Source organism: Pseudomonas sp. UF-293 (assembly GCF_058245595.1).
On sequence record NZ_JBSICA010000006.1, the window covers coordinates 224,156 to 242,640 of the forward strand.

Annotated in this window: 13 protein-coding genes; all 13 read left to right on the forward strand. The window is 61.6% G+C overall.

Annotation, left to right across the window (positions count from 1 at the left end):
- Positions 1-346 precede the first annotated feature (346 nt).
- The 13 genes from hutU (at position 347) to mdoH (ending at position 18,214) form a co-directional block, all read left to right on the forward strand.
- Positions 347-2,035, forward strand: a complete 1,689-nt coding sequence (gene hutU, locus AC4IHP_RS09980; protein ID WP_434767432.1) for a urocanate hydratase — start codon at positions 347-349, stop codon at positions 2,033-2,035.
- 149 nt (positions 2,036-2,184) lie between these two features.
- Positions 2,185-3,657 carry a purine-cytosine permease family protein gene (locus AC4IHP_RS09985; protein WP_490831595.1) on the forward strand — a complete coding sequence of 491 codons (1,473 nt, stop codon included), beginning with the start codon at positions 2,185-2,187 and terminating at the stop codon, positions 3,655-3,657.
- Positions 3,658-3,728: 71 nt separating this feature from the next.
- Positions 3,729-4,697: an ABC transporter substrate-binding protein gene (locus tag AC4IHP_RS09990; protein WP_490831596.1), complete on the forward strand. Its 969-nt coding sequence runs from the start codon at positions 3,729-3,731 to the stop codon at positions 4,695-4,697.
- Positions 4,698-4,767: 70 nt separating this feature from the next.
- Positions 4,768-5,619 (forward strand): ABC transporter permease, encoded by an 852-nt coding sequence (locus tag AC4IHP_RS09995; protein WP_016772087.1) that lies wholly within the window; start codon positions 4,768-4,770, stop codon positions 5,617-5,619.
- Positions 5,616-6,446, forward strand: a complete 831-nt coding sequence (locus AC4IHP_RS10000; protein WP_016772086.1) for a quaternary amine ABC transporter ATP-binding protein — start codon at positions 5,616-5,618, stop codon at positions 6,444-6,446. Before AC4IHP_RS09995 ends, AC4IHP_RS10000 begins: the two co-directional genes overlap by 4 nt.
- 145 nt (positions 6,447-6,591) lie before the next feature.
- Positions 6,592-8,115, forward strand: a complete 1,524-nt coding sequence (gene hutH / locus AC4IHP_RS10005; RefSeq protein ID WP_490831597.1) for a histidine ammonia-lyase — start codon at positions 6,592-6,594, stop codon at positions 8,113-8,115.
- Between the two features lie 117 nt (positions 8,116-8,232).
- The gene (gene hutH / locus AC4IHP_RS10010) at positions 8,233-9,765 is read left to right on the forward strand and encodes a histidine ammonia-lyase (RefSeq protein WP_490831598.1); all 1,533 of its coding nucleotides are present in this window, start codon (positions 8,233-8,235) and stop codon (positions 9,763-9,765) included.
- Between the two features lie 100 nt (positions 9,766-9,865).
- On the forward strand, positions 9,866-11,071 hold the full coding sequence (hutI, locus tag AC4IHP_RS10015; RefSeq protein WP_490831599.1) for an imidazolonepropionase: 1,206 nt from the start codon (positions 9,866-9,868) through the stop codon (positions 11,069-11,071).
- A 10-nt stretch (positions 11,072-11,081) separates the two neighbouring features.
- Positions 11,082-11,885, forward strand: a complete 804-nt coding sequence (gene hutG / locus AC4IHP_RS10020) for an N-formylglutamate deformylase (protein ID WP_490831600.1) — start codon at positions 11,082-11,084, stop codon at positions 11,883-11,885.
- 228 nt (positions 11,886-12,113) lie between these two features.
- Entirely contained in the window at positions 12,114-13,085 is a 972-nt protein-coding gene (gene pip / locus AC4IHP_RS10025) for a prolyl aminopeptidase (protein ID WP_073471584.1), read from the forward strand.
- Positions 13,082-13,519, forward strand: a complete 438-nt coding sequence (gene dtd / locus AC4IHP_RS10030; RefSeq protein ID WP_460123128.1) for a D-aminoacyl-tRNA deacylase — start codon at positions 13,082-13,084, stop codon at positions 13,517-13,519. Before pip ends, dtd begins: the two co-directional genes overlap by 4 nt.
- 350 nt (positions 13,520-13,869) lie before the next feature.
- On the forward strand, positions 13,870-15,651 hold the full coding sequence (locus AC4IHP_RS10035) for a glucan biosynthesis protein G (RefSeq protein ID WP_460123131.1): 1,782 nt from the start codon (positions 13,870-13,872) through the stop codon (positions 15,649-15,651).
- Complete coding sequence (gene mdoH / locus AC4IHP_RS10040) at positions 15,644-18,214, forward strand: glucans biosynthesis glucosyltransferase MdoH (protein WP_490831601.1); 2,571 nt, start codon at positions 15,644-15,646, stop codon at positions 18,212-18,214. Before AC4IHP_RS10035 ends, mdoH begins: the two co-directional genes overlap by 8 nt.
- Positions 18,215-18,485: the final 271 nt, after the last annotated feature.

The following is an 18,485-nucleotide window of genomic DNA, read 5'->3' on the forward strand; positions in this document are numbered from 1 at the left end:
GTTCCCAACCACGCACCAACTTGTTACCGAACGCCCCAGCGTGGCGCAAAACCGCGCTCACCTGGCCCAGCTGCATCTCCCCAGAATCTCCTTCCGGAAAAATTTCATCCACGCCAGAACCCTCGATTCAGGCGCTCTCCAGCCTCGCTCGCGATTTTTCCTGAACGCTCCTCCCACAAGTTGGCCGCTTGATTGCATATGCTTGTATGTACAAGTAAAGACGTATGCGTATGAGTCGGTCGAGACTCCCCGCAGCGTCCACTGATTCGCTTGTCGCGCATCGAGGCGCGCAGGCTGCTGCCCACTGCCAGGGTTGGTTTGAATTGATCGCTGAGGAGTCTTTTTCGTGACTGACAATACCCAGAACAGCAACAAGTTTCGTGACGTGCAGATCCGCGCCGCACGCGGTAACACGCTGACCGCCAAGAGCTGGCTGACCGAAGCTCCGCTGCGCATGCTGATGAACAACCTCGACCCGGAAGTTGCCGAGAACCCGAAGGAACTGGTGGTCTACGGTGGCATCGGTCGCGCCGCGCGCAACTGGGAGTGCTACGACAAGATCGTCGAGAGCCTGACCAACCTGAACGACGACGAAACCCTGCTGGTGCAGTCGGGTAAACCGGTCGGCGTGTTCAAGACCCACGCCAACGCACCGCGCGTGCTGATCGCCAACTCCAATCTGGTGCCGCACTGGGCGAGCTGGGAGCACTTCAACGAACTCGACGCCAAAGGCCTGGCCATGTACGGCCAGATGACTGCCGGCAGCTGGATCTACATCGGCAGCCAGGGCATCGTTCAGGGCACCTACGAAACCTTCGTCGAAGCCGGGCGCCAGCATTACAACGCTGACCTCAAGGGTCGCTGGGTGCTCACCGCCGGCCTCGGTGGCATGGGCGGCGCGCAACCGCTGGCCGCCACCCTGGCCGGCGCCTGCTCGCTGAATATCGAATGCCAGCAGGTCAGCATCGATTTCCGCCTGAAAAGCCGTTACGTCGACGAGCAAGCCAAAGACCTCGACGACGCCCTGGCGCGCATCGACAAATACACCAAAGAGGGCAAAGCGATTTCCATCGCGCTGCTCGGCAACGCTGCCGAAATTCTCCCTGAACTGGTAAAGCGCGGCGTGCGCCCGGACATGGTCACCGATCAGACCAGCGCCCACGATCCGCTCAACGGCTACCTGCCGGCCGGCTGGAGCTGGGACGAATACCGCGCCCGCGCCAAGACCGAACCGGCAGCCGTGATCAAAGCCGCCAAGCAGTCGATGGCGGTGCACGTCAAAGCCATGCTGGAGTTCCAGAAGCAAGGCATTCCGACCTTCGACTACGGCAACAACATCCGCCAGATGGCTCAGGAAGAAGGTGTCGAGAACGCCTTTGATTTCCCAGGCTTCGTACCGGCCTACATCCGTCCGCTGTTCTGCCGTGGCATCGGCCCGTTCCGTTGGGCGGCGCTGTCGGGTGATCCGCAGGACATCTACAAAACCGACGCCAAGGTCAAAGAGCTGATCCCCGACGACGCGCACTTGCACAACTGGCTGGACATGGCCCGCGAGCGCATCAGCTTCCAGGGTCTGCCGGCACGTATCTGCTGGGTCGGCCTGGGCCAGCGCGCCAAGCTCGGTCTGGCCTTCAACGAAATGGTCCGTAGCGGCGAGCTGTCGGCCCCGGTGGTGATCGGTCGCGACCATCTCGACTCCGGCTCGGTCGCCAGTCCCAACCGCGAAACCGAATCGATGCAGGACGGCTCCGACGCCGTGTCCGACTGGCCGCTGCTCAACGCACTGCTGAACACCGCGAGCGGCGCGACCTGGGTCTCCTTGCACCACGGCGGCGGGGTCGGCATGGGCTTCTCGCAGCATTCGGGGATGGTGATCGTCTGCGACGGTACTGACGAAGCCGCCGAGCGCATTGCTCGTGTGCTGCATAACGACCCGGCGACTGGCGTCATGCGCCATGCCGATGCCGGTTATCAGATTGCGATCGATTGCGCGAAAGAGCAGGGGCTGAATCTGCCGATGATCACTGGCGGGTAACACGCTCTGGTTTTAAGTGGGAGCGAGCCTGCTCGCGAAGGCGTCGTGTCAGTCGCTACTGCTGTGACTGATACACCCGATTCGCGAGCAGGCTCGCTCCCACAGAGGAATTTCAGTGAACCCGAATAGCAATCCACAGAGGTTGAATCATGGCGGTTAACAACGAACGTGCAGGCAGTACCCCGTTGATCGAAAGGCGTTCGATCGACTACATCCCGGAAGCGGAAAGACACGGTCGTCTGTTCAGCCAGTTCACCCTGTGGATGGGCGCCAACCTGCAGATCACTGCGATCGTCACCGGGGCCCTGGCGGTGGTGCTTGGCGGTGATGTGTTCTGGTCGCTGATCGGTCTGTTGATCGGCCAGTTGCTCGGCGGTGGCGTGATGGCGCTGCATGCCGCGCAAGGGCCGAAACTGGGCTTGCCGCAGATGATCTCCAGTCGTGTGCAATTCGGCGTTTATGGGGCGGCAATTCCGATCGTGCTGGTGTGCCTGATGTACCTGGGTTTCACTGCCACCGGGACGGTGCTGTCGGGACAGGCGCTGGGTCAGTTGTTCGGTGTCAGCGACAGCGTAGGCATCCTGATTTTCGCCAGTGTCATCGTGCTGGTCACGGTGCTCGGCTATCGCGTGATCCACTGGATCGGCCGCGTCGCCAGCGTGATTGGCGTGATCGCTTTCGTGTTTCTGTTCTGGCGGCTGATGAGCCAGACCGACGTCGGCGCACTCCTGCAGATTCGTCATTTCAGCTGGAGCAGTTTCCTCCTGGCAGTGTCGCTGGCGGCGTCCTGGCAGATCGCTTTTGGCCCGTATGTGGCGGACTACTCGCGCTACCTGCCGAGCGCCACTTCGTCGGTAAAAACCTTTTTCGCCGCTGGCGCAGGGTCGGTGATCGGCGCACAGGTGGCGATGATCCTCGGTGTGTTTGCCGCCGCTTCGGCCAACGGTCAATTCGCTGGCCATGAAGTCGCCTACATCGTCGGTTTAGGCGGTACCGGCGCCACCGCAGCGCTGCTGTACTTCAGCATCGCGTTCGGCAAAGTGACCATTTCGACGCTGAACTCCTACGGCAGCTTCATGTGCATCGCCACCGTCATCAGCGGGTTCAAAGGACACCTGACGGTTACCCGCATGCAGCGGCTGGTGTTCGTGCTGTTCATCGTCGGCGCGGCGACACTGATTGCGCTGCTCGGGCAGCACTCGTTCCTCGGTGCGTTCAAGTCGTTCATCCTGTTTCTGCTCGCCTTCTTCACCCCGTGGAGCGCGATCAATCTGGTCGACTACTACTGCATCACCCGCGAGCGCTACGACGTCCCGGCGCTGGCCGATCCGAACGGTCGCTACGGCCGCTGGAACCTGCTCGGCATCAGCGTCTATGTGTTCGGCGTACTGGTGCAGTTGCCGTTCATCTCGACCAAGTTCTACACCGGGCCGCTGGTGGCAGCTCTGGGCGATGTGGACATTTCCTGGATCATCGGCCTGGTGTTGCCGGCCGCCGTGTATTACCTCTGCGCAAAGAAATGGCACAGCACCGTGCCTGATCAACTGATTCTGCCGGTCGAGCAGAACAGCACCCAACAAGCAAAAACGAGCGGGGCCGGTCGCGCTGCGGCGCAGGCCTGATCTGGACGTGGACCAGGCTGGATGCCTCTTGAACTGCCGTAAGCCCATTCATGATTAGGAGCGTCACGACAATGAAATCGAACAAGACCCTGCTGACCACATTGCTGTCCATGGGCCTGTTGGCCAGTGCCGGTGCGACGCAAGCCGCCGGCTGGTGCGAATCGGGCAAACCGGTGAAATTCGCCGGCCTGAACTGGGAAAGCGGCATGCTCCTGACCGACGTACTGCAGGTGGTGCTGGAGAAAGGTTACGGCTGCAAGACCGACAGCCTGCCGGGCAACTCCATCACCATGGAAAACGCCCTGAGCAGCAACGACATTCAAGTGTTCGCCGAAGAGTGGGTTGGCCGCAGCGAGGTCTGGAACAAGGCCGAGAAGGCCGGCAAGGTCGTCGGTGTCGGCGCTCCGGTCGTCGGCGCGGTTGAAGGCTGGTACGTGCCGCGTTACGTGATCGAAGGCGACGCCAAGCGCAAGCTCGAGGCGAAAGCCCCGGACCTGAAAAACATCGCTGACCTGGGCAAATACTCCGCTGTGTTCAAGGACGCCGAAGAGCCGTCCAAGGGCCGCTTCTACAATTGCCCGGCCGGCTGGACCTGCGAACTCGACAACAGCGAAATGCTCAAGAGCTACGGCCTCGAAAACAGCTACACCAACTTCCGCCCGGGCACCGGCCCTGCGCTGGATGCAGCGGTGCTGTCGAGTTACAAGCGGGGCGAGCCGATCCTCTTCTACTACTGGTCGCCAACGCCACTGATGGGCCAGATCGATGCGGTCAAACTGGAAGAGAAACCCGGCGTCGTCAAGACCGTGAGCATCAAGGTCGGCCTGTCGAAAACCTTCCACGACCAAGCCCCGGAACTGGTCGCCGTGCTGGAAAAGGTCAACCTGCCGATCGACCTGCTCAACCAGAACCTCGGGCGCATGGCCAAGGAACGTATCGAATCGGCAAAACTGGCGAAAATCTTCCTCAAGGAACATCCTGAAGTCTGGCACGCATGGGTGAGCGACGACGCAGCCAAGAAAATCGACGCGGCCTTGTAGGTCAGGTTTCCCCGGCTGCCAGCCATGGCAGCCGGACGCTTGATCGCAACCCCTTGATTGAGAGTCCCTTATGTTTCCCGAAAGCTTTACCTTTTCCATCGCCGACTGGGTCAACGGTTGGGTCGATTCGCTGGTGACCAATTACGGCGACGTATTCCGGCATATCTCCGACACGCTGCTCTGGGCCATCGTCAGTCTCGAAGGTTTGCTGCGTGCGGCGCCGTGGTGGCTGATGCTGGCGATTGTCGGCGTGATCGCCTGGCACGCCACGCGCAAAGTGGTGACCACCGCCGTGATTGTCGGTTTGTTGTTTCTGGTGGGTGCGGTCGGCCTCTGGGACAAGCTGATGCAGACCCTGGCGCTGATGATGGTCGCGACGATTATTTCGGTGCTGATCGGCATTCCGCTGGGGATCCTCTCGGCGCGCAGCAACCGCCTGCGTTCGGTGCTGATGCCGCTGCTCGACATCATGCAGACCATGCCGAGTTTCGTTTATCTGATTCCGGTGCTGATGCTGTTCGGTCTGGGCAAGGTCCCGGCGATTTTCGCCACGGTGATCTACGCCGCACCACCGCTGATTCGCCTGACCGACCTCGGTATTCGTCAGGTTGACGGTGAAGTGATGGAGGCGATCAACGCTTTCGGCGCCAACCGCTGGCAGCAACTGTTTGGCGTGCAACTGCCGCTGGCGCTGCCGAGCATCATGGCCGGGATCAACCAGACCACGATGATGGCCCTGTCGATGGTGGTGATCGCCTCGATGATCGGCGCCCGTGGCCTCGGTGAGGACGTGCTGGTGGGCATTCAGACCCTCAACGTCGGCCGTGGTCTCGAGGCGGGGCTGGCGATCGTGATTCTCGCGGTGGTCATCGACCGCATCACTCAAGCGTACGGTCGGCCACGCCATGAGGTGAGCAAATGAGCAATGCAAGCGTGAGCAAGATCGAAGTGCGCAACGTCTTCAAGATTTTCGGCAACCGCGCCAAGGATGCGCTGGCCATGGTCGGCCAGGGCAAGAGCAAGGATCAGGTGCTCAACGAAACCGGTTGCGTGGTCGGCGTGAACGACTTGTCGCTGAGTATCGGCACCGGTGAAATCTTCGTGATCATGGGCCTGTCCGGTTCCGGCAAATCCACCCTGGTGCGCCACTTCAATCGCCTGATCGACCCCACCAGCGGGGCGATTCTGGTCGATGGCGAGGACATCCTGCAGTACGACATGGACGCCCTGCGCGAATTTCGTCGACACAAGATCAGCATGGTGTTCCAGAGCTTTGGCCTGCTGCCGCACAAGACCGTGCTTGATAACGTCGCCTACGGCCTGAAAGTGCGCGGCGAGAGCAAGCAGGTCTGCGCCGAGCGCGCGCTGCACTGGATCAACACCGTCGGCCTCAAAGGCTACGAAAACAAATACCCGCACCAGCTCTCCGGCGGCATGCGTCAGCGCGTCGGCCTCGCTCGTGCATTGGCGGCGGACACCGACATCATCCTCATGGATGAAGCATTCAGTGCGCTGGATCCGTTGATCCGCGCCGAGATGCAGGACCAGTTGCTGGAACTGCAGAAGACCCTGCACAAGACCATCGTCTTCATCACCCACGACCTCGACGAAGCCGTGCGCATCGGCAATCGCATCGCGATTCTCAAGGATGGCCGGTTGATTCAAGTGGGCACGCCGAGAGAGATCCTGCATTCACCCGCCGATGAGTATGTCGACCGGTTTGTGCAGCGGCGGGCGGCGGTGGTGTGATCTGAATTATGCAGTGCACTGACTGGCCCCATCGCTGGCAAGCCAGCTCCCACAAAGTGATCAGTGCTCACACAAACCCTGTGGGAGCTGGCTTGCCAGCGATAGGGCCGGTGAAGCTGCATCAATATCAAGGTTGAGGTTAAAGATGTCCCAGGCTGAAAAAATCATCATCACCGGTGCGCCTCTGCGTTGGCAGGACGTGGTCGCCGTTGCCCGTCACGGTGCGCCGCTGGAACTGTCCAGCGACACCTGGGCGCGCATCGACAACGCTCAGGCCATCGTCCAGCGCATCGTTGCCAGCGGCGAGCGGGCCTATGGCGTCAACACCGGTCTGGGTGGTCTGTCGAACGTCTCGCTGCAGGACGAACAGCTCAGCCAACTCTCGCGCAATACCTTGCTCAGCCATGCCTGCGGTGTCGGCCCGGTGCTCAGCGATGAACAGACCCGCGCCATCATCTGCGCCGCGATCCACAACTACAGCCACGGCAAATCCGGCTTGCATCGGCGCGTGGTCGAAGGGTTGCTGGCGCTGCTCAATCGCGGCATCACCCCGCAAGTGCCGTCGCAGGGTTCGGTGGGTTACCTGACGCACATGGCGCACATCGGCATCGCGCTGCTCGGCGTGGGCAATGTCAGCTATCGCGGGCAGATCATTGCGGCGCAGCAGGCGTTGGCAGAGGAAGGCCTGAAGCCTGTGCAGTTAGGTGCGAAGGACGGTTTGTGTCTGGTCAACGGCACGCCGTGCATGACCGGCCTCAGTTGCCTGGCGATTGCCGATGCTACGCGGCTGCTGCAATGGGCCGATGTCATTGGTGCGATGAGTTTCGAAGCCCAGCGCGGCCAGATCGATGCGTTCGATGCCGAGATCATTGCGCTCAAACCGCATCCGGGCATGCAGCAGGTCGGCAACAACCTGCGCGCCTTGCTCGATGGCAGCGAAGTGATCGCCGCGAGCAAAGGCATTCGTACTCAGGATGCGTTGAGCATTCGTTCGATCCCGCAAGTGCACGGCGCCGCGCGTGATCAACTGGAGCACGCGATCAAACAGGTCGAAGCCGAACTCAACGGCTGCACCGACAACCCGTTACTGCTGGGCACACCGGACAATTTCCGGGTGATGTCGCAGGCCAACCCGCACGGTCAATCCGTGGCGATGGCTGCCGATCTGCTGGCGATTGCCATGGCCGAAATCGGCTCGATCGCCGAGCGCCGTCTCGACCGTTTGGTCAATCCGCACGTCAGCGGCTTGCCGGCGTTTCTGGTGGCCAATCCCGGGGTGAACTCGGGGATGATGATCGTGCAATACGTCGCCGCCTCGCTGTGTGCGGAAAACCGCCAATTGGCGCAACCGGCGGTACTCGACAACTACATCACCTCGGGCCTGCAGGAAGACCATCTGAGCATGGGCACCAACGCCGCGCTGAAGCTGCACCGCGCGCTGGAAAACTGCACACAGATCCTCGCCATCGAGTACCTGCTGGCGGCGCAGGCACTGGAATTTCTCAAGGAACAACGCTTCGGCGCCGGCACTGACGTCGCCTGGCGCCTGCTGCGCGAAACGGTCCCGGCCTACGATCAGGACCGCTGGCTGGCGCCGGATATTGCTGCCGCTGCAAGCGTCTTGAAAGACCCGAATCTGCCGCACGACGTTTTACCGAATTTGCACTGACAACTGCCCATACCAGCGTGCCAAGGCGCGGATCGTCCAAAAGACGGGAGGCGACGGATAACGGAATGCTCCGGAGCGACTGGTAGTTAATAACAAACTCTCAAAAGGAGCATTTTAATGACTGCGCTGAACCTGATCCCCGGCCAACTGAGCCTGGCCCAACTGCGTGACGTCTACCAGAACCCGATCACACTGACCCTCGACAACAGCGCCAGCGCGCAGATCGAAGCCAGCGTCGCCTGTGTCGAGCAGATCCTCGCCGAGAACCGCACCGCCTACGGCATCAACACCGGTTTCGGCCTGCTGGCCTCGACGCGCATCGCCAGCGAAGACCTGGAAAACCTGCAGCGTTCGCTGGTGCTCTCGCACGCTGCCGGCGTCGGCCAGCCGATCAGCGATGAGTTGGTGCGGCTGATCATGGTGCTCAAGGTCAACAGCCTCAGCCGGGGTTTTTCCGGGATTCGTCGACAGGTGATCGATGCGCTGATTGCGCTGATCAATGCCCAGGTCTATCCGCACATTCCGTTGAAAGGTTCGGTCGGTGCGTCGGGCGATCTGGCGCCTTTGGCGCACATGTCGCTGGTGCTGCTGGGCGAGGGCAAGGCGCGTTACAAGGGCGAATGGCTTGAAGCCACCGAAGCACTGAAAGTCGCCGGCCTGACGCCGCTGACGTTAGCGGCTAAAGAAGGTCTGGCTCTGCTCAACGGTACTCAGGTTTCCACAGCGTTCGCGCTGCGCGGTTTATTCGAAGGCGAAGATCTGTTTGCCGGTGCCCTGGCGCTCGGCAGTCTCACCGTAGAAGCTGTGCTCGGTTCGCGCTCGCCGTTCGACGTGCGCATTCATGCCGCGCGTGGGCAGAAAGGGCAGATCGACGCCGCTGCGGCTTATCGCGATCTGCTCGGCGAGCGCAGCGAAGTTTCCGCCTCGCACCAGAACTGCGACAAGGTCCAGGACCCGTACTCGCTGCGCTGCCAGCCGCAGGTCATGGGCGCTTGCCTGACCCAGTTCCGCCAGGCCGCTGAAGTGCTGGCGGTGGAAGCCAACGCTGTTTCCGACAACCCCTTGGTCTTCGCCGCTGAAGGCGACGTGATTTCCGGCGGTAACTTCCACGCCGAACCGGTGGCGATGGCCGCTGACAACATGGCATTGGCCATCGCTGAAATCGGCTCGCTGAGCGAGCGGCGCATCTCGCTGATGATGGACAAACACATGTCGCAACTGCCGCCGTTCCTCGTCGCCAATGGCGGGGTGAACTCCGGTTTCATGATCGCCCAGGTGACCGCAGCGGCGTTGGCCAGCGAAAACAAGGCGTTGTCCCACCCGCATTCAGTGGACAGCCTGCCGACCTCGGCCAACCAGGAAGACCACGTATCGATGGCCCCGGCCGCCGGCAAGCGTCTGTGGGAAATGGCCGAGAACACTCGCGGCATTCTCGCTGTGGAATGGCTGGCGGCGGTGCAGGGCCTGGATCTGCGCAACGGTCTGAAGACCTCGCCGAAGCTGGAACAGGCGCGGGCGATTTTGCGCAAGCAAGTGCCGTTCTATGAGAAGGACCGCTTCTTTGCACCGGACATCAATGCGGCGACGCAATTGCTGGCGTCGCGGTGTTTGACCGAGTTGGTGCCGGCGCAGCTTTTGCCGAGCCTGTGATGGCCTCTTCGCGAGCAGGCGCGCTTCCACAGGGGAACGCTATTCAACTGTGGGAGCGAGCCTGCTCGCGAATCGATTTTGAACAAGACGAGGAACCGGGATGAAAACCCTCTGGCAACACTGCCACGTCGCAACCATGGCCAACGGCGTCTATTCGATCATCGAGGATGCCGCGATCGTGACATCCGGCACGCTGATCGAGTGGATCGGCCCACGCACTCAATTGCCGTCCGGCGAATACCCGGCGGTCAATGATTTGCAGGGTGCTTGGGTCACTCCCGGTCTGATCGACTGCCACACCCACACCGTGTTCGGTGGCAACCGCAGCGGCGAGTTCGAGCAGCGTCTGCAAGGCGTCAGCTATGCCGAGATCGCCGCGCAGGGCGGCGGCATCGCCAGCACCGTGCGCGCCACCCGTGGAGCCACTGAGGACGAGTTGTTCGCCAGCGCCGCCAAGCGCTTGAAAAGCCTGATGCGCGACGGCGTGACCACGGTGGAAATGAAGTCCGGCTACGGTCTCGATCTGGCCAACGAGCGCAAGCTGCTGCGGGTCATCCGGCGCCTGGCAAAAGAGCTGCCGATCAGCGTGCGCAGCACTTGCCTGGCGGCGCACGCCTTGCCGCCGGAGTACAAGGATCGCGCCGACGATTACATCGACCTGGTCTGCGAGCAGATGCTCCCGGCTCTCGCTGCCGAGGGTCTGATCGACGCTGTGGATGCGTTCTGCGAATACCTGGCGTTTTCGCCGGAGCAGGTCGAGCGAGTCTTCGTCGCCGCGCAACAGCTCGGACTGCCGGTAAAGCTGCACGCCGAGCAATTGTCCTCGCTGCACGGCTCCAGCCTCGCCGCGCGTTACAAAGCCTTGTCCGCCGATCACCTGGAATTCATGGATGAGGCCGACGCGATCGCCATGGCCGCCGCCGACACCGTCGCCGTCCTGCTGCCCGGCGCGTTCTACTTTCTGCGCGAAACCCAGCTGCCGCCGATGGACGCGCTGCGCAAGCACAAGGTCAAGATCGCTATCGCCAGCGACCTCAACCCCGGCACTTCGCCGGCACTGTCGTTGCGTCTGATGCTGAACATGGCTTGCACCTGCTTCCGCATGACCCCGGAAGAGGCCTTGGCCGGGGCGACGATTCATGCCGCGCAGGCACTGGGCATGGCGCAGACCCATGGCTCGCTGGAGGTTGGCAAGGTCGCCGACTTTGTCGCGTGGGACATCGAGCGTCCGGCGGATCTGGCCTATTGGCTCGGTGGCGATCTGGACAAGCGCGTCGTGCGTCACGGCGTTGAATCGAATTTCTAGGAGGGCGGTTGTGGACAAGGTTCTGAATTTCAAACAAGGCCGCGTGCCGCTGCTGATCAGCATGCCCCACGCCGGTGTGCGTCTGACCCCGGCGGTCGAGGCCGGGCTGATCCCCGCTGCGCAAAGCCTGCCGGACACCGACTGGCATATCCCGCAGCTCTACGACTTTGCCGAGGAACTGGGCGCCAGCACCCTGGCTGCCGAGTATTCGCGCTTCGTCATCGACCTCAACCGGCCGTCCGACGACAAGCCGTTGTATGCCGGGGCGACCACCGGGTTGTATCCGGCGACGCTGTTCGACGGCATCCCGTTGTTTCAGGAGGGTCTGGAACCTTCGAAAGAGGAGCGCGTGACTTACCTGGAGCAGATCTGGACGCCGTACCATCGCACCTTGCAGCAAGAACTGGCGCGGCTGAAAGCCGAATTCGGCTACGCGCTGCTATTCGATGCGCACTCGATCCGCTCGATCATCCCGCACCTGTTCGACGGCAAGTTGCCGGACTTCAACCTCGGCACCTTCAATGGCGCCAGTTGTGATCCGCAATTGGCCAGTCAGCTGGAAACGATCTGCGCGGGGCACGAACAGTTCACCCATGTGCTCAATGGCCGCTTCAAGGGCGGACACATCACCCGCCAGTACGGCGCCCCGGCGCAGGACATCCACGCCGTGCAGCTGGAACTGTGCCAGTCCACCTACATGGAAGAGTTCGAACCGTTCCGCTACCGCGCCGACCTGGCCGAACCGACGCGGGTGGTGCTCAGGGAATTGCTGCAGGGCTATCTGGCCTGGGCAAGATCTCACTACAGCGCATAACTGCCCCTGTGGGAGCGGGCTTGCTCGCGAAGGCGGTGTATCAGTCACTGTTTAGGTCGACTGACAAGGCCCCTTCGCGAGCAAGCCCGCTCCCACAGGGTGATGCGTGGCGAAAAAATTGCGAGTGACCTGGAACATGCTCATTGACGCAAATCGGGTTTATGATGCCCAACGGCAGAATAATACGAGTCCCCCCAGGGATGACCTCGACCCCTTACGGAGCGCGCAATGCAGACTTTGTTTCCGCAGATCAAACCCCACGCCCGGCACGATCTGGCTGTCGATGACACCCATACGCTGTACGTCGATGAAAGCGGCTCGCCGGAGGGATTGCCGGTGGTGTTCATCCACGGTGGCCCCGGCGCCGGCTGCGACGCCCAGAGCCGACGCTATTTCGATCCGAATCTGTATCGCATCGTCACCTTCGACCAGCGCGGCTGCGGTCGCTCCACGCCGCACGCGAGCCTGGAAAACAACACCACCTGGGATCTGGTCGAGGATCTTGAGCGCATCCGCAAACACCTGGGCATCGAAAAATGGGTGTTGTTCGGCGGCTCCTGGGGCTCGACCCTGGCGCTGGCCTACGCGCAAACCCACCCGGAGCGGGTCCATGGTCTGATTCTGCGCGGGATCTTTCTCTGCCGTCCGCAGGAAATCGAGTGGTTCTATCAGGCCGGCGCCAGCCGTCTGTTCCCCGATTACTGGCAGGACTACATCGCGCCGATCCCGCTGGACGAGCGCGACGACCTGCTCAACGCTTTCCACAAACGCCTGACCGGCAACGACCAGATCGCCCAGATGCATGCGGCCAAGGCGTGGTCGACCTGGGAAGGGCGCACCGCGACCCTGCGCCCTAATCCGCTGGTGGTCGATCGTTTCTCCGAGCCGCAGCGCGCATTGTCGATTGCGCGGATCGAATGCCACTACTTCACCAACAACGCCTTCCTTGAGCCGAACCAGCTGATCCGCGACATGGGCAAGATCGCTCATCTGCCAGGGGTGATCATTCACGGTCGCTATGACGTGATTTGCCCGCTCGACAACGCCTGGGAATTGCATCAGGCCTGGCCGAACAGCGAATTGCAGGTGATCCGCGACGCCGGCCACGCCGCCTCCGAGCCGGGCATCACCGATGCGCTGGTGCGCGCCGCGAGCAAAATGGCCCAGCGCCTGCTCGACCTGCCACTCGAAGAAGCATGAAGGCGCTGTTACAGCGCGTACGTGGTGCGCGGGTTGAAGTCGCTGGCGAGGTAGTCGGCGCGGTCGATCAGGGTTTGCTCGTGCTGGTTGCGGTAGAACCCGACGACACGCGTACCAGCGCCGACAAACTTCTGCATAAGCTGCTTAACTATCGGGTATTCAGTGACGCCGAGGGCAAGATGAATCTGTCCCTGGCGGATGTGGGTGGCGGGTTGCTGCTGGTCTCTCAGTTCACACTTGCCGCCGACACCAAAAGCGGCCTGCGCCCGAGCTTTTCCACGGCCGCACCGCCGGCACTGGGTAAGGAATTGTTCGACTATTTATTGAGCCAGGCGAAACAGGTGCATGGCACTGTGGCATCAGGTAGATTCGGCGCCGACATGCAGGTGCACCTGGTCAACGATGGCCCGGTTACCTTTTTGTTACAGACATGACAGTGCCTGAAACACCTTTTTCGGAAATTTCGACTGTTTTTAGGCTGTTTTCGCGATAAATACTTTGTTACCCCTGATGCGTTGTCATCCGGGCTACTAGATAATCGCGCGCTGCGGGGATCGACATTCGTTGATCCGTTTTGACTTAGGTAGAGACTTGTCTGGATCCGATTGGGGAATCATTTTGCCCCGGCGGAGTCGGAACAATGCTCGCCAACTTGGCAAGGGTGCCCTGAAAGGTCGGTTTTTTACTGCCGAAAACCCTACAGGCACTTCATCTGGCCGTTGGTTTATTGATCTGTTTTCGGCGAGGGTTGCTCGTGATTGTTAGTCCCTGTAATGCAGCAAAAATGTCTGCCAAACGCATGCGAAGTGCTCTGGTAGCGGGTTCGGCGCTCCTGTGCCTGCTCAGCGCCGGTCAGCTTTGGGCGTTCAATCTTGACGACGTATCGGCCAAGGCCAAAGAGCTGGCCGGGCAGAAGTTCGAAGCCCCGCGCAGCAACCTGCCGAACGAATTCCGCGAAATGAAGTTCGCGGACTACCAGAAGATCCGCTTCCTCACAGAAAAGGCTGAGTGGGCCGATCAGAAGACGCCGTTCAAGCTCTCCTTCTATCACCAGGGCATGCACTTCGATACGCCGGTGAAAATCAACGAGATCACCGCGAATACCGTCTCGGAGATCAAATACGATCCGAGCCGCTTCGATTTCGGCGACCTGAAATTCGATCCGAAAGCCACCGAACAACTGGGCTACGCCGGTTTCCGTGTGCTGTATCCGATCAACAAGGCCGACAAGCAAGACGAAATCATGACCATGCTCGGCGCGAGTTACTTCCGCGTCGTCGGCAAGGGCCATACCTATGGTCTGTCGGCCCGTGGTCTGGCGATCGATACCGCGCTGCCGTCGGGTGAAGAGTTCCCGCGTTTTCGCGAGTTCTGGATTCAGCAGCCAAAGCCGGGCGACAAGCACCTGGTGATCTTCGCTCTGCTCGATTCGCCGCGTGCCACCGGTGCCTACCGTCTGATCCTGCGTCCGGGCAGCGACACCATCGTCGACGTCAAGGCGCAGATGTTCCTGCGTGACAAGGTCGGCAAACTCGGCATCGCGCCGCTGACCAGCATGTTCCTGTTCGGCGCCAACCAGCCGTCGAAGGTCCTCAACTACCGTCGTGAACTGCACGACTCCAGCGGTCTGTCGATCCATGCCGGCAATGGCGAGTGGATCTGGCGTCCATTGAACAACCCGAAACATCTGGCCGTGAGCAACTTCAGCGTCGAGAACCCGCGTGGTTTCGGTCTGCTGCAGCGTGGCCGTGACTTCAGCCACTACGAAGACCTCGACGACCGCTACGACAAGCGCCCAAGTGCCTGGATCGAGCCGAAGGGCGAGTGGGGCAAGGGCACTGTCGATCTGGTAGAGATCCCGACCGCTGACGAAACCAACGACAACATCGTTGCGTTCTGGAGCCCGGAAAAAATGCCGGAGCCAGGCCAGCCGCTGGACTTCGCCTACCGCATGCACTGGACCATGGACGAAGCAGCCATCCATGCGCCGGACAGCGCCTGGGTGGCGCAGACCCTGCGTTCGACCGGCGACGTCAAACAATCGAACCTGATCCGTCAGCCGGATGGCAGCGTGGCCTATCTGGTCGACTTCGAAGGCCCGTCGCTGGCGGCCCTGACGCCGGATGCCGACGTGCGCAGTCAGGTCAGCGTCGGCGACAACGCCGAGCTGGTCGAGAACAGCGTGCGCTACAACCCGGAAACCAAGGGCTGGCGTTTGACCCTGCGGATGAAGATCAAGGACCCGAGCAAGGCAACCGAAATGCGTGCCGCCCTGGTTCAGCCAGTGGTCACCGCGGATCTGGGCAAATCGGTGCCGGCGTCCAATTCGTCGGTCGCCAAGGCCGACAAGGTGGCCGCCAAGCAACAGGAAAAACTCGACAAGGAAGCCAAGGCCGCCGAAGCCAAACAGGCTGAAGCCAAGCCTGCAGCCGACGCCAAGGACAAGGCCAACAAAGACGCCAAGCAGCCAGTCGCTGCCGACGCGGCCCCAGCCACACCGGAATCGGCGCCGACTGAAGAAGTCCTGACCGAGACCTGGAGCTATCAGTTGCCTGCCGATGAGTAATTCACCAGTACAGCCAGAGACTCTGTCGGAGTATCTGGCGCATCTGCCGATGACCGACGAGCAACGCGCGGAACTCGCGGGTTGCCAGTCGTTCAGCGAGCTGCATGAACGCCTGTCGTCCCCGACCTTCGATGCCCCTGCCGAAGCCGCCCAGGCTTCGGTGGGCAAGCGTCTGACCCTGAGCACTGCCGAAGAACTTGCCGAAGCGGAAATGCTGGTGCTCGACGCCAGTGGCCGGGTCAGCCTCAAGGCGACCCCGCCGATCCGCCGTACCAAGGTCGTGCCGGAGCCATGGCGCACCAATATTCTGGTGCGTGGCTGGCGCCGTCTGACCGGTCGCACCAACCCGCCGCAGCCGCCAAAGGACGCCAATGTCCTGCCGGCCGCGCGCTGGCGCACCGTCGGTTCGATCCGCCGCTATATCCTGTTGTTGCTGATGCTCGGCCAGACCATCGTTGCCGGCTGGTACATGAAAGGCATCATGCCGTACCAGGGCTGGTCGTTCGTCGATCTGGATGAGGTCCTGCATCAACCGCTGCTGCAAACCGCCACGCAAGTGCTGCCGTACGCGTTGCAAACCAGCATCCTGATTCTGTTCGGGATTCTGTTCTGCTGGGTCTCGGCCGGTTTCTGGACCGCGCTGATGGGCTTCCTCGAGCTGCTTACTGGCCACGATAAATACCGTATCTCCGGGAAAAGCGCCGGTAACGAGCCGATTCCGAAAGATGCGCGTACGGCGCTGGTAATGCCGATCTGCAACGAAGACGTGCCGCGTGTATTCGCCGGTCTGCGGGCGACGTTCGAATCGGTCGCCGCCACCGGTGATCTGGATCGCTTCGACTTTTTCGTGCTCAGCGACAGTAACGACACCGATATCTGCGTCGCCGAGCAACAGGCCTGGCTGGATGTCTGCCGCGAAGCCAAGGGCTTTGGCAAGATCTTCTATCGCCGTCGCCGCCGTCGCGTGAAGCGCAAGAGCGGCAACCTTGACGACTTCTGCCGTCGTTGGGGCGGTGACTACAAGTACATGGTCGTGCTCGACGCCGACTCCGTGATGAGTGGCGAGTGCCTGACCAGTCTGGTGCGCCTGATGGAAGCGACGCCGGACGCCGGGATCATCCAGACCGCGCCGCGTGCGTCGGGCATGGACACCCTGTATGCGCGTATGCAGCAGTTCGCCACCCGCGTGTACGGCCCGCTGTTTACCGCTGGTCTGCACTTCTGGCAGTTGGGTGAATCCCACTACTGGGGTCACAACGCGATCATCCGCATGAAGCCGTTCATCGACCACTGCGCTCTGGCGCCGTTGCCGGGCAAGGGCGCGTTCTCCGGTGCGATTCTTTCCCACGACTTCGTTGAAGCTGCGCTGATGCGCCGTGCCGGCTGGGGCGTGTGGATTGCCTACGACTTGCCGGGCAGCTATGAAGAACTGCCGCCAAACCTGCTCGACGAGCTCAAGCGTGACCGTCGCTGGTGCCACGGTAACCTGATGAACTTCCGTCTGTTCCTGGTCAAGGGCATGCACCCGGTGCACCGCGCGGTGTTCCTGACCGGCGTGATGTCTTACCTGTCAGCGCCGTTGTGGTTCTTCTTCCTGGTGTTGTCGACCGCGCTGCTGGCGGTGAACACGCTGATGGAGCCGCAGTACTTCCTCGAACCGCGTCAGCTCTATCCGCTGTGGCCACAATGGCACCCGGACAAGGCCATCGCGCTGTTCTCGACGACCATCGTGCTGCTGTTCCTGCCGAAGCTGTTGAGCATCATCCTGATCTGGGCCAAGGGCGCGAAAGAGTTCGGCGGCAAGTTCAAGGTGACCCTGTCGATGCTGCTGGAGATGCTGTTCTCCATGCTGCTGGCGCCGGTGCGGATGATTTTCCACACCCGCTTCGTCCTCGCCGCGTTCCTCGGCTGGGCCGCGACCTGGAACTCGCCGCAGCGTGACGACGACTCGACGCCGTGGAGCGAAGCGGTCAAGCGCCACGGTCCGCAGACGTTGCTGGGCTTCTTGTGGGCGCTGCTGGTGATCTGGCTGAACCCGAGCTTCCTCTGGTGGCTGGTGCCGATCGTCGGTTCGCTGATGCTGTCGATCCCGGTATCGGTGATCTCCAGCCGTGTCGGCCTGGGCCTGAAGACCCGTGACGAGAGCCTGTTCCTCATCCCTGAGGAATACAATCCGCCACAGGCCTTGCTGGCAACCGATCAGTACACCCACGAGAACCGCTATCACGCCCTCAACGACGGCTTCGTCCGCGCCGTGGTCGATCCACAGCAGAACGCCCTGGCGTGCTCGCTGGCGACCTCGCGTCACGGCCAGGCCGAGCCGATCGAGTGGCTGCGTCAGGAACGTGTGCGACACGCGATCAAGGTCGGCCCGGCCGGGCTCAACAACCATGATCGCCTGCAACTGCTTAGCGACCCTGTCGCACTGGCACGCCTGCACGAGCAGGTCTGGGCCGAAGGTCACGCTGAGTGGCTGGACGCCTGGCGCGCTTCGGTGAAAGCCGATCCGCACGCGCCGTTGCTGCCGCTGCGACCGGTGAGCCTGCAGGCTCAGCCGGCCTGATAAGAAAACCCCGCTGATTCAGCGGGGTTTTTTTATGTCCGCTGTCGATCTGCGAAAAAATCCCGATCAAACCTTGTACAAAAAAACCAGCGCATAGCATCCGTCGCCGAATTGGCGCGCCCGTTAACTACGACGCGCAAACCGCGCCGCTGCCTTCGCGAGCAGGCTCGCTCCCACAGGGAAACGCATTCCAGGGTGGGAGCGAGCCTGCTCGCGAATGGCATCACCTCGGTTCCAGGCGAACCGAGGTTGTGCATCGACTCAGACTTTG